We start from the raw sequence: 11420 nt of genomic DNA on the forward strand, positions 1-11420 counted from the left end.
GATGCGGCCTTAAAAAGTTCCTTGCGCCAAGCGCCCGATGTGATCTTGATTGGTGAAATCCGTACCCAAGAAACCATGGAGTTTGCGCTGTCTTTTGCTGAAACAGGCCACCTGTGTATGGCGACGTTACACGCGAATAACGCCAACCAAGCGCTTGATCGCATCATGCATTTAGTGCCTGAAAGTAAGCATCAGCAATTGTTATTCGATTTATCGTTAAATCTGCGCGGCATTGTGGCCCAGCAGTTGATCCCTAAGGTCGATGGCACCGGGCGCCGGGCGGCCATTGAGGTATTGATCAATACACCAAGGGTGGCCAGTTTAATCGCCAAAAACGAATTGCACCTCCTTAAAGATACCATGGGTAAATCGAATGAGCAGGGGATGCAGACCTTCGACCAAGCGCTGCTGAAGCTCTATCTTGATGGTGAGATAAGTTATGCCGATGCCCTGCACCACGCCGATTCGCCAAATGATGTACGCCTGATGATCAAGCTGCAAAATAAAGAACCGACGAGCTCAACCTTTATGGAGGGGGTGACCCTCGATATGGATTAAAGGGAGCGTAGAAAGCAGCCATTTGGCTGCTTTCTCATTTGTCACTCACGGCAATAGTGGCATTTTTACGATAGACCTCGATATTCGGTAGCCTCACTCAAATACATGCTAATTTGTTATACCGCGGGCTGGGCAATATGGAGGGGATATTTAAGGGCGATAGCCTCGTCATGCGCGGTACTGTAGGAGCGCTTAGCATTCTTGAGCCAAGCTGATCTTAAGTGCGTCCGTTAACGTATATAACCAAAACAAAAATCATGGAGATCGCAATGAATAAATTTACCCTAGGATTAACCGCCGTTGTCAGTATGATGAGTAGCGGGGTGTTTGCCGCCAGCTGCCCAAGTTACCTCAATGTGGAGATGCGTAAACTGCACTCAAAGGACAGCATTAACCTGTGCGAGTTAACTCAAGGAAAACCAGTGCTTATCGTCAATACCGCCAGCAATTGCGGTTATACATCTCAGTTTAAAGCACTCGAAGCCCTACATAAGCAATATAAAGATAAAGGCTTAGTGGTGATTGGTTTTCCATCCGATGATTTTTTTCAAGAAGAGAATGACGAGAAAGACACGGCCAAGGTGTGTTACATCAATTACGGTGTGACCTTCACTATGCTGGCCACCTCTGGAGTGCGAGGGGATGATGCCAATAGTGTCTTTCAATATTTAGCCGACAAATCGGCCTCACCTAAGTGGAATTTTTATAAATATTTGGTGAGCGCTGACGGCACGCAGGTGCAACAGTTTAATTCAAAGGTTGAACCTGAGAGTCCCCAGTTGATCCAAGCTATTGAATCAGTGCTTTAAGCTGACCGTTCGCCTATTGAGTCGATTTATTGAGTAAGAGGTTGTTTTGGCAAAATTTTTAGGCTTGTCTCAAACGCTTGGTCATAGCAAACGCGGCAAAGTTGCAGTATTACTGTTAAATCTTGGCACGCCGGATGCGCCCACGCCCGCAGCGGTACGGCGTTATCTGGCTGAGTTTTTAGCCGATCCGCGGGTCGTTGAGATCCCGCGCTTACTGTGGATGCTGATCTTACACGGGATTATTTTGCGTGTGCGTCCGGCGAAGTCGGCGGCGTTATATCAAAAAGTATGGACGGAAGCTGGCTCACCTTTAATGGATATCAGCTTGAAGCAAAAGCAAAAATTGCAGCAAAAGCTCATTGAAGACGGCCATGATGTTTCAGTTCATCTTGCCATGCGTTATGGTAATCCATCGGTGGCGAGTACATTGCAACAGTTACATCAACAAGGAGTTGATAACATCGTCGTACTGCCATTGTATCCGCAGTATGCTGCGCCTACCACGGGTTCAGCTTTTGATGCGATTGCCAGAGAATTATCCCAATGGCGTTATATCCCATCGCTGCATTTTATTAATACCTACCACGATAATCCGGATTTTATTGCGGCCTTGACTGCAAGCATCGAAGCAGATTTTCGCTCCCATGGTAAACCGCAAAAATTGGTACTTTCATACCATGGTATGCCAGAGCGTAATTTACATTTAGGGGATCCTTATTATTGTTTTTGTAGCAAAACCACTCGCTTAGTCACTGAACGATTGGGATTGGCCCCCGATGAATTTGTGATGACGTTCCAATCCCGTTTTGGTAAAGCCAAGTGGTTGCAGCCCTATACCGACGTGACTATTAGCGCGTTACCGGCACAAGGCGTACGTGATGTTGCTATCGTTTGCCCTGCCTTTAGCGCGGATTGTTTAGAGACGCTAGAGGAAATTGTTGGCGAAAATGGGCACTTGTTTGCGCAGGCTGGCGGAGAAAAATTCCGTTATATTGCTGCATTAAACGATGACAACGCGCACATTGTCATGATGGCCAATTTAGTAAAACCTTATATCTAATGCGGCTCACAAGGGGATAACCCAAATAGACTCACGAGAATGAATGTGATTCATTTTCGTGAGTCATGGGATGGCGGATGACTCGTTAACTGTGAGTTTTGGTGTTATCCCCCCAATTTACTGTGATGAACCAAAGTGATTTTCGAAGTAACTTTCGATGATCAGCACTGCCGAAACCGCATCCACTTGTCCTTTCGTGAGCGCTTTAAAGCCGCCTAATTCAAATAGTCTCGCTTTAGCATCGGTGGTGGTGAGTCGTTCATCTTGGGTGACCACTTTCACTTTAAATTTGGCGTTGATGCGGTTGGCAAATTTGCGGGCTCTGTGGGTCATGTCCTGCTCGGTACCATCCATATTCAGCGGCAGACCGACAACCACTAAGTCCGGTTGCCACTCAGTAATCAGCTGGCCGACTTGCTCCCAGTTGGGGATGCCATCGACGGCTTTGAGTGATAATAACGGCGTTGCGCTGGCGGTGATTGCTTGCCCTACGGCAACGCCAATACTTTTTGTACCAAAATCAAAGCCTAAAACTGTTTTTGCATTCATAAAATGGGTGACTTCTTGGGGGGGCTGAGGATGGCGCTGAGCTTACGCATGGCCGACTTGGGATGACACCTGCCAGGCATCAAAGCCGAGCGAGCGGCTTGCTTGCGGCCAACGATCCTCATGTTTGACGTCAAACAATAGCTGATGATTCGCAGGAATGGTTAGCCATGAGTTATCGGCCAGTTCTTGCTCTAATTGCTGTGGACTCCATCCGGCGTAGCCAAGGGCAACCAGAAATTTCGCTGGCGCTTTGTCGGTGCCAAGGGCGGTCAGTATATCCCTTGAGGTGGTTAGCATTAGGCTATTGCCAAGATCACGACTGTTAGTCCAGTCGGGTTGGCTGCTGTGCAATACAAAACCTCGGTCTTGGGCAACGGGCCCCCCAATTAGCACTTGGGCATTCACTGCAAAATCGGCGCAAATTTGTGCTGCGGGTAAGTCCATCTGCTCTAATAATGAGGCGACATCAATGCCAATGGGTTTATTGATCACCAAGCCCATGGCGCCTTTGGCATCGTGCTCACAGATATAGATCACCGCGCGCTCAAAAAAACTGTCATCCAAGGATGGCATAGCGATTAAAAAGTGGTTCTGTAAACTCTCCATCAACAACTCCATTTAATAAGAGACAGTATTGGCCCCAAGACATCAGGTTAGCTGACTTTTGGGGTATGGGGATGGTCTCTGCTGCGGGGTTAGCCGCCGGCTAATTTAACTTTATAATTTTGTTTTTCAAGAAGTTGCTTTAGTAGTTCGCGATTATCCGTTTGGATCTCAATGCAGAAGTCTTTGACTGTACCGCCGCAGCCACATTGTTTTTTAAGGGTTTGGGCAAGGTTTTTGAGGGCAGTTTCCTCTAGGCCAAGCCCTGAAATAATGGATACGCCTTTGCCTTTGCGTCCCTTACTATCGCGATGGATACGCACAATGCCATCGGACTCCGGTACGGCTTTTACGGTCGGCTCGGCGGTAATGCGGCCTTTATCGGTACTGTATACTAAGGTGACGTTGGGATCTGTTTTCATCGGAAATGTATCTTTGCTAACTTATTCCTAATAACGAGGTTCAAGTTTACCAAATTTGCTGGGATTGGTGGAGGTAAAAAAGCCACTGAGAGTAAGACACTCAGTGGCGGGGTCAAATGCTAACTTTTTGCAGGGAAGTGAGCATGTTTGAAATGGGCGAGTAAAGGTGCTGTCAGTAAAAATCGCGCTATCGATAAAATCCGACTATGAACATCACCATTAAAGAGAGGGCGGTAAGCAGGGCACTGCGCATGATGTATTTGTGCCACGCACGATGTGCGATTAAACAGGCGGTGGCCACAAAGCCCAACGCGGCAACACTGGCATAAGTCGGGCCATTGGACAGGACATCAAATAGTAACCAACTCATTACCAATAAAGGCAAAATCAACAAACTCAGTGGTAAATATCGCTGATGACGACGATGATTGGTGGTCATGGCAACTTGCGAAGGCGCAAAAACTAAGATTGCCGATGCGGCGGTGAATGCAGCGATAAACCAATACATGAACGTGACCCTTATTGAATCTTTATTGATAATAATTATCATTTAGCTTGATGGTAAAGTCAAGCGTGGGCCGACTTGTTTTGTTCATCAATGGAGTTGTAGAACCATCAATTGCTCTGTAAGCTAAATTTATCGCGCGCCATTTGTCTGTTTATGGTGAACCACTGAGGAATTTAATATGAAGAAAATCATTATCGGTTTAGCAGTCTTGGCTTTGAGTGCCTGCAGCTCGCTGCAATCCGATTGGGACTATGATCCGAGTGCCCAATTTGGCCAATATAAAACCTATGCATGGGTCCCTCAGCAGGCGGATGGTGCGGGTTATCATTTAGATGGTTTGATGGATCAACGGGTTAGAACCGCAGTGAACAGTCAACTTAGCGCTAAAGGAATAAGCTTAGTGGATGGCAAGGATGCGGATCTGCTGGTGAATTATCTCACCAAGATCGATAAAAAAATCAATGTAGACACTTTTAACACCCACTTTGGTTACAACCCTTATTACGCTCCAAGTTGGCGCTGGGGGGGAAGCATGCAAACCCAAACTACGGTGAGGGAATATGAGGTGGGCACTTTAATTATTGATTTGATTGATAGTAAAACCGCTAAACTAATTTGGCGTGGCTCGGTTGCTGATACTATTCGTGATAAAAGTACCCCTGAGCAAAGAGTGCAAATGATCAATGAAGCCGTGGCGAAAGTGATGGCCAATTATCCACCTAAGCCAAATCGTCCATAAGATATCAATAAAGCGTCACATTAGACGGCTTAGTCGTCTAATGTGACATCAATGTGTGCCGCCACTAAGTTGCACGCCTTAAATATCCTACATTCATTCTACATCTTGCATTGCCTTAAATAGCGTCAAGGTCTTTAAGGCGTTGGCTATTGAGTCATTCATTTGCATGTTTAACTCGTATTATCCAGCGGTATTTAGGGCGCTATAAATAGCCTAAGGTTAATGGGTAAATGCGAGGTTGACTCGTTTTTCGTTTTCTCTTTGGCGAGTGCTTACTTATTCATCTAGCTGTTTTAGTATTAGTTTTATTAATGAAAAGTTTAAAATAATATCATTATCTTAGCTTGCATATATCGGGCAAAATCAGCCTCTTTTTCGTGTGGATGGTTGTTAAGATGCAAGAGGCGCAGTTTATCGGATTGTTATGGCTTATTGGGATCCTGGCTGAGGCGATGACAGGTGCTTTAGCTGCTGGGCGCAAGCAAATGGATTTATTTGGGGTGGTGATGATAGGTTGCGTGACCGCGATTGGCGGCGGGACCTTACGAGATATGATGCTGGGCAATTATCCACTGATATGGGTGGAACACGTTCATTATCTTATTGCCATCGCCGTTGCATCATTATTGACCGTGGTTATTGCACCTGTGATGCGATATTTATCTAAATTGTTTCTTGCCATTGATGCGTTAGGACTTGCGGTATTTTCAATCGTGGGCGCGCAGAAAACCTTGATGCTTGGCTTTAGCCCGACGATAGCAGTCGTTATGGGCGTGGTGACGGGAGTGTTTGGCGGGGTGATCCGGGATATATTTTGTAATCAAGTGCCGTTAATTTTTAAAAAAGAACTTTATGCGGTGATATCCTTACTTACCGCAGCGCTTTATATTACGCTTAAGAGCTATGAATTAACCGAATGGATTAATTTAGTGATTTGTTTAAGTGTGGGCTTTAGTTTGCGGATGCTTGCGATACGCTATCATTGGTCAATGCCAACATTTAATTATCAAGTTAACAGCGATCCCCATGCTCATTAAAAATCCCCCCGTGTGACTTGGCCACACGGGGGGGATTTTTAAATAATTCGTCATGCACCGCGGTGCTACATGATGGCTTTATGGCTTATTGGCAGATGTTGATATTTTAAAGCCATCACCTTAAGCCATAAAAAAGTCGGAATTAACCGACTTTTTTATGCGTAACGTTTATTTCGATTCAGGTAATTGTTTTACATGAATATCCATCTGGGGGAATGGAATTTCAATGTTTGCTGCATCTAAAGCATTTTTAATTTGTTCAAGAATTTCAAATCGTGCAGCCCAGTAATTGGCATTTTTCACCCACGGACGGACCACAAAATTGATGGATGACGTTGATAATTCCGATAGACCGACGGTGTAGGCTGGATCTTTAAGTACAAATTGATTGTTATCTAAAATCTCAGTCAGTACTTTTTTGGTGAGCATGATATCTGCAGAGTACGACACACCGATAACCAGGTCGATACGGCGATTTTCGGACGTAGAGTAATTGGTGATGGTGCCATTCATGATTGATGAATTGGGCGCGACAATAACCTTATTATCAGGGGTGCGTAATTTGGTTGAAAAAATGGTTATTTCATCAACGGTTCCCGCAATGCCGGCTGCTTCAATATAATCTCCAACACGGCAAGGGCGAAAGAGCACCATTAATACCCCAGAGGCAAAGTTAGATAATGAGCCTTGTAAGGCTAAACCTACCGCTAAACCAGCAGCACCAATAATGGCAACTAAGGAGGCGGTTTGGACGCCAATTTGGCCTAGAGTGGCGATGACGGTAAAGACGAATACAATTGCCCAAGCTAGATTTGACACAAAAGAAACGACCGTCGGATCGACTTTACGGATGTTAAGCAATTTGCGTACAAGTTTTTGCGCCACACCGGATAAATATTTACCAACAAAAAATATAATTATGGCAAACAGGATCTTCAACCCGTAGGTCATGATCAGATCGGGTACCTGTTTGAATAACACTTCAACGTTTTCCATTATATTCCTCCTAAAACACTTATAAATAACTTTCTTTGACGATAAATTGTACTCGTCGATTTAATCTGCGACCTTCGCTAGAATAATTATCCGCAACAGGTTCAGATATCCCTTTCCCTACCACGGTAAAACGTTGTGGATCGAAACCATAATCTTCGACCAAAATACGTTTTACATTTTGAGCTCTTTGCAATGACAATTGATAATTAAACTCAGGCGTGCCAACGATATCGGTGTGGCCGACTAAGATTAAGGACACATCATTTGCCTCTAAAAACGCTTTGACTAATGCGAGTGCTTTCCATTGTGAGAGGTCAACCTCGGCAACGGCAAACTCAAAATACACCCTGGCAGTCGCGATATTATGGCAATCGGCAGCAGCATAGGTGCTGGGATCGTGAATATCACACACTATCGCCTCGGTAGGTGCGCTGGCCTTGGCTTCAATGGGGCAACCATTGGCGAGCACCGCGATATTTGGCGCCGTGTTTTGGCAGGCGTCTTTAATATCGGGTACGCCATCCTTATCAGCATCTTGCCATGCATGACTGGGTGATGTTAGACCTAAACCTAATATCATTAAGATAATCCATTTAAATAGGGAAAGATTCACAATAAATCACCTGTTATCTGATAAGTGTTAGTTAAACATCACTAAGGTACTTATTTACGCTAGCACGACTATCTTAGTGGGTTATATGGTTTTTTTACAGGCTGAAGGCCAAGTTTTATCGCTGAGATGACGTTTTTGCGGTGCGCTATACAAATGCCGCTGATGGCGGTAGAGTCTCGGCCACGTTAGCCGACAGTTGATGTCGTCGATAAGGTTAAGCAGTAGATATAATTGAGGATAATATGATCGATTTACGCAGTGATACTGTTACCCAGCCAACAGAAGCTATGCGCTTAGCGATGTCGCGGGCGCAGGTGGGAGATGATGTATATGGGGATGATCCTACGGTAAACAGTTTGCAAGCCATGGCGGCAGAGATGTTTGGCTTTGAGGCGGCACTGTTTACCTCCTCAGGGACTCAGGCTAATTTACTTGCCTTGATGGCCCATTGTGAGCGTGGCGATGAATATTTATGTGGTCAGCAGGCCCATAACTATAAATTTGAGGGCGGTGGCGCGGCTGTTTTAGGCAGCATCCAGCCTCAACCGCTTGTTAACCAAATGGATGGCAGCATTGCATTAGCGGACATTGAGAGTGCGATAAAACCCGATGACATTCATTTTGCTCGTACTCGGCTATTAAGTTTAGAAAATACCATTGGTGGCAAAGTGTTACCGCAGGCATACCTTGCCGATGCCCAAGCATTAGCCTTTCATCGTGGTTTAAAAATTCATTTGGATGGTGCCCGCGTGGCGAATGCGGCGGTGGCACAAAATATTCCTATCAGTGCCATTACGGCGCATTTTGATTCGGTTTCTATTTGCCTTTCGAAGGGGTTATGCGCCCCGGTGGGATCATTATTGTTGGGCGATGAGCGCTTGATTAATAAGGCGAACCGGTGGCGCAAGATGCTCGGTGGTGGTATGCGTCAGGCTGGCATTTTGGCTGCAGCGGGGAAATTAGCCTTAACTGAACAGGTGCAAAGGTTGAGTGACGATCATGATAATGCGCGTTATTTGGCTGAGCAATTAGCCCAGTTGGCCGAATTTGACGTTGATGTCGCCGCAGTGCAAACCAATATGGTATTTGCCACGTTAGCAACGCACCTTGATGCCAATCAATTTGTGGCCCGCTGCCGCGCGGAGGGGATTTTATTGAATCCTGGGCGTACCATGCGATTTGTGACCCATAAAGATATTCGTCGTCAGGATATTGATAAGGTCGTGCGCATCTTTAAATTGCAGTTAATGGCTTAAGTTTGAGATGGATAGTGTTGCAGGGATGAGCTCTTTACACAACTTGAGCTCATCAGCTCCTTAGGTGGATTCGTTGAGTGACTCGTTTTATCTCTTGGCCCCGTGTTAAGTTACGCCACCTCTATTTTCATATCAGCTTCATTCGCTTATCTCTGCCACTGATGCCCATTCAGTTCAGGAGACATAACTTCTCTTGCGGCGGTGGCTGTCAAGCCACTAGCCCTTGCTAGGGCTAGCGGGGTGGCCTGGGGATGCGTCTTAATGGGAGCGGCAGGGCGTAATGCTGCTCAATCAGCGCGCGGATTAATTTGGATTTAGACATGTCAGTGTCTGCCGCTAACTGGGTTAAATGGCTTATCGCGCTTTCACTGAGATAAAAGGTTGCGCGGCGATAATGTGGCCGCTCAAGCTCGGATGCCGGATTGGGCGCAATTATAGCTTGTGTTTGCCCGTACAAGGGGATCACATTGCAGACCTCGTCGCCAAGCGCCGCGCTATACTGCGCCGTGGTTTCTCCCATGGCATAGCGTGTCGCGGCATCAATAAATTCATCCAAGGAAATGGCGCGGGCCACTCCATTAGATTGCGTATTGTTTTTCTTGAGATCGCTGAGTCCCATATTGTCCTCTCAGAGTGTTTGGCTGAGGTGCTAACGCTGATGTTCGCAATGTTTCAGTGGCCGAGCTTGGGCGCAATTGAGTCTGCAAGCTGGCGGCATTTTTTACTTGAAACAGCTCACAGGCGATGGCGCGGATCTCTGCGGCAGCTTTGCCCTGAGGCTCAAGTTCGATGACAGAAAGTCCCGATTCTTCACTGTCATCATAAATATTACGACTGTAGGTAATTGCATCTAGTACATTGATATCATAGGTTTTACAGACTTCCTTCGCCTCCAGAATGCGACTGGCTTGATTCGGCAGGTTAGGGCATTGAGTGATGACGAATGAGGCCTGTAATTTAGGGTTGATCATCTTACAGGTGGCGACGATATCATCCATGTGGCTGACGGTTTTTAAATCGCGGCGTTTGGGTCTAAGGGGCATTAAAATATGCGAGGCCACGGACATGGTGGCCCGCAGTGCCAGATTGTCTTGCCCACCGCAATCGACCAATACAAAATCATAGTGTTGCTCTAGGCTGAGCAGATCGTTGCGGATTTTGCCATAGAGTTGTACACAGTTAATGGATGCCAGTTGTGGGTTGTTATTTCTCGCTTGGATCCAATCAGAGGTCGTACGCTGCGGATCGCAATCGACCATGATGACCGAGGCCCCCACTTCGCAGGTTAGAAATACTGCGATATTTTGCGCTAGACAACTCTTACCGCTACCGCCTTTTTCGCCGCCAATTAGCACTATCATAAACGTATTCCTCAATACTTGGGATGACACTTAAGCCGGTTGAATGGGGAATAGGCTAGTCCTATTCCGTGACTCAGGAATAATGTAGAACTTGGATTTATGGCAGTCAATCAGCTGATTTTTTTGACGTTTTTCTATAAATTGGCACTTTTGTGACGCTTGCCATTATGCTGGCGTTTGCCGTTAATTTGACAGGTGTCGCCCGCCGCTTGACGAAATTTTTTTATATTACTATCTGAATTTATTAGTTTTTAATTTTTGCGCACCGTTGGTGTGTGCTGGCAGCACGGGGCCTTGGGCAGAGTATTGCTGGTTGAGGAGGGTTCTTTATTTCTTTGTTGGTTACTTTGTTAAATTGATATTTCAAAATGTTATTAGGCGTGGTGCCGAAATCGAGTCTTGTTTATCGCTATTGCGCTCCTAAGCTAGGGTTCTCTTGCTGGCAAGCTCGTTGATTGTCACGCTCGCTTCTTCGACTCACTCAATGCTTAAACGCTTAAACGCTTAAATGTGCGGTCAGTCAATGGCCAAGCGCACTCGCCTCGCTTTGGGAATTGTCCAAGCCGCTTGAGGTTGAGGTTGAGGTCGAGTTAAGGGGGCGCACACTGGATATTCATACTAGGTTGGATGCCGCGAGAGTGGTGATCATGATTGCGTCGGCTTTGCTGTGGTCACTCGGTTATCGGCATGGCCGCAGAGCTGGGCGTGATCATTATCTTTGTCTCTTGGGGGGAATGACGAATGTGAAGGGATAGCCGTTTTACTGCATCGATTTATGTCAGAAAACGAGTCGATTTTGAAGTAACATAAACGTTTGGATGTCGGCCAGGATATGCAGGATATGCAGATGGAGCAACAGACCCTCATTGAGGCGGTTAATCAAATCATGCCCTTTGGTAAATATCGGGG

At 46.1% G+C, this 11420-nt stretch carries 14 protein-coding genes; 6 read left to right on the plus strand and 8 right to left on the minus strand.

What is annotated here, in order from left to right; all coding sequences use genetic code 11:
* The 3 genes from ACRCZA_RS03570 to hemH all read left to right on the plus strand — a co-directional run.
* Nucleotides 1–558: ATPase, T2SS/T4P/T4SS family (locus tag ACRCZA_RS03570; protein WP_438673107.1), on the plus strand; the 558-nt coding region annotated here is incomplete at its 5' end.
* A gap of 269 nt (nucleotides 559–827) precedes the next feature.
* Entirely contained in the window at nucleotides 828–1367 is a 540-nt protein-coding gene (locus tag ACRCZA_RS03575) for a glutathione peroxidase (RefSeq protein ID WP_438673108.1), read from the plus strand.
* 46 nt (nucleotides 1368–1413) lie between these two features.
* Nucleotides 1414–2427, plus strand: a complete 1014-nt coding sequence (gene hemH / locus ACRCZA_RS03580; protein WP_438673109.1) for a ferrochelatase — start codon at nucleotides 1414–1416, stop codon at nucleotides 2425–2427.
* Nucleotides 2428–2544: 117 nt separating this feature from the next.
* Here hemH and ruvX read toward each other — a convergent pair whose 3' ends face one another.
* The 4 genes from ruvX to ACRCZA_RS03600 form a co-directional block, all read right to left on the minus strand.
* The gene (gene ruvX, locus ACRCZA_RS03585) at nucleotides 2545–2976 is read right to left on the minus strand and encodes a Holliday junction resolvase RuvX (RefSeq protein ID WP_438673110.1); all 432 of its coding nucleotides are present in this window, start codon (nucleotides 2974–2976) and stop codon (nucleotides 2545–2547) included.
* 42 nt (nucleotides 2977–3018) lie between these two features.
* Nucleotides 3019–3582, minus strand: a complete 564-nt coding sequence (locus tag ACRCZA_RS03590) for a YqgE/AlgH family protein (protein WP_438673111.1) — start codon at nucleotides 3580–3582, stop codon at nucleotides 3019–3021.
* Between the two features lie 89 nt (nucleotides 3583–3671).
* Entirely contained in the window at nucleotides 3672–4001 is a 330-nt protein-coding gene (gene yciH / locus ACRCZA_RS03595) for a stress response translation initiation inhibitor YciH (protein ID WP_438673112.1), read from the minus strand.
* Nucleotides 4002–4188: 187 nt separating this feature from the next.
* A complete protein-coding gene (locus tag ACRCZA_RS03600; RefSeq protein WP_438673113.1) occupies nucleotides 4189–4509 on the minus strand; it encodes a hypothetical protein in 321 nt (106 codons plus the stop codon).
* A gap of 178 nt (nucleotides 4510–4687) precedes the next feature.
* Here ACRCZA_RS03600 and ACRCZA_RS03605 point away from each other — a divergent pair, with 178 nt between their 5' ends.
* Both ACRCZA_RS03605 and ACRCZA_RS03610 read left to right on the plus strand, forming a co-directional pair.
* A complete protein-coding gene (locus ACRCZA_RS03605; RefSeq protein WP_438673114.1) occupies nucleotides 4688–5248 on the plus strand; it encodes a DUF4136 domain-containing protein in 561 nt (186 codons plus the stop codon).
* 395 nt (nucleotides 5249–5643) lie between these two features.
* Entirely contained in the window at nucleotides 5644–6285 is a 642-nt protein-coding gene (locus tag ACRCZA_RS03610; RefSeq protein WP_438673115.1) for a trimeric intracellular cation channel family protein, read from the plus strand.
* Nucleotides 6286–6453: 168 nt separating this feature from the next.
* On the opposite strand, the gene ACRCZA_RS03615 is transcribed toward ACRCZA_RS03610, so the two are convergent.
* Nucleotides 6454–7281: a mechanosensitive ion channel family protein gene (locus ACRCZA_RS03615; protein ID WP_438673116.1), complete on the minus strand. Its 828-nt coding sequence runs from the start codon at nucleotides 7279–7281 to the stop codon at nucleotides 6454–6456.
* 19 nt (nucleotides 7282–7300) lie between these two features.
* The gene (locus ACRCZA_RS03620; RefSeq protein WP_438673117.1) at nucleotides 7301–7861 is read right to left on the minus strand and encodes an OmpA family protein; all 561 of its coding nucleotides are present in this window, start codon (nucleotides 7859–7861) and stop codon (nucleotides 7301–7303) included.
* 275 nt (nucleotides 7862–8136) lie between these two features.
* Between ACRCZA_RS03620 and ltaE the strand changes: the two genes are divergently transcribed.
* Complete coding sequence (gene ltaE, locus ACRCZA_RS03625) at nucleotides 8137–9150, plus strand: low-specificity L-threonine aldolase (protein ID WP_438673118.1); 1014 nt, start codon at nucleotides 8137–8139, stop codon at nucleotides 9148–9150.
* A 232-nt stretch (nucleotides 9151–9382) separates the two neighbouring features.
* Here ltaE and ACRCZA_RS03630 read toward each other — a convergent pair whose 3' ends face one another.
* Nucleotides 9383–9769 carry a ribbon-helix-helix domain-containing protein gene (locus ACRCZA_RS03630; RefSeq protein ID WP_438673119.1) on the minus strand — a complete coding sequence of 129 codons (387 nt, stop codon included), beginning with the start codon at nucleotides 9767–9769 and terminating at the stop codon, nucleotides 9383–9385.
* Nucleotides 9729–10511 (minus strand): AAA family ATPase, encoded by a 783-nt coding sequence (locus tag ACRCZA_RS03635; protein ID WP_438673120.1) that lies wholly within the window; start codon nucleotides 10509–10511, stop codon nucleotides 9729–9731. The genes ACRCZA_RS03630 and ACRCZA_RS03635 overlap by 41 nt, the downstream gene beginning before the upstream one ends.
* Between the last annotated feature and the right edge of the window lie 909 nt (nucleotides 10512–11420).

The sequence above is a fragment of the Shewanella sp. genome (assembly GCF_051658185.1).
In the GTDB taxonomy this organism is placed as follows: domain Bacteria; phylum Pseudomonadota; class Gammaproteobacteria; order Enterobacterales; family Shewanellaceae; genus Shewanella.

What these genes read in the sequence shown, in the direction of transcription:
- ACRCZA_RS03575 (WP_438673108.1), top strand. Translation starts at nt 828, where the DNA reads ATGAATAAATTTACCCTAGGATTAACCGCCGTTGTCAGTATGATGAGT.
- ruvX (WP_438673110.1), bottom strand. Translation starts at nt 2,976, where the DNA reads ATGAATGCAAAAACAGTTTTAGGCTTTGATTTTGGTACAAAAAGTATT.
- ACRCZA_RS03590 (WP_438673111.1), bottom strand. Translation starts at nt 3,582, where the DNA reads ATGGAGAGTTTACAGAACCACTTTTTAATCGCTATGCCATCCTTGGAT.
- yciH (WP_438673112.1), bottom strand. Translation starts at nt 4,001, where the DNA reads ATGAAAACAGATCCCAACGTCACCTTAGTATACAGTACCGATAAAGGC.
- ACRCZA_RS03600 (WP_438673113.1), bottom strand. Translation starts at nt 4,509, where the DNA reads ATGTATTGGTTTATCGCTGCATTCACCGCCGCATCGGCAATCTTAGTT.
- ACRCZA_RS03605 (WP_438673114.1), top strand. Translation starts at nt 4,688, where the DNA reads ATGAAGAAAATCATTATCGGTTTAGCAGTCTTGGCTTTGAGTGCCTGC.
- ACRCZA_RS03610 (WP_438673115.1), top strand. Translation starts at nt 5,644, where the DNA reads ATGCAAGAGGCGCAGTTTATCGGATTGTTATGGCTTATTGGGATCCTG.
- ACRCZA_RS03615 (WP_438673116.1), bottom strand. Translation starts at nt 7,281, where the DNA reads ATGGAAAACGTTGAAGTGTTATTCAAACAGGTACCCGATCTGATCATG.
- ACRCZA_RS03620 (WP_438673117.1), bottom strand. Translation starts at nt 7,861, where the DNA reads ATGATATTAGGTTTAGGTCTAACATCACCCAGTCATGCATGGCAAGAT.
- ltaE (WP_438673118.1), top strand. Translation starts at nt 8,137, where the DNA reads ATGATCGATTTACGCAGTGATACTGTTACCCAGCCAACAGAAGCTATG.
- ACRCZA_RS03630 (WP_438673119.1), bottom strand. Translation starts at nt 9,769, where the DNA reads ATGGGACTCAGCGATCTCAAGAAAAACAATACGCAATCTAATGGAGTG.
- ACRCZA_RS03635 (WP_438673120.1), bottom strand. Translation starts at nt 10,511, where the DNA reads ATGATAGTGCTAATTGGCGGCGAAAAAGGCGGTAGCGGTAAGAGTTGT.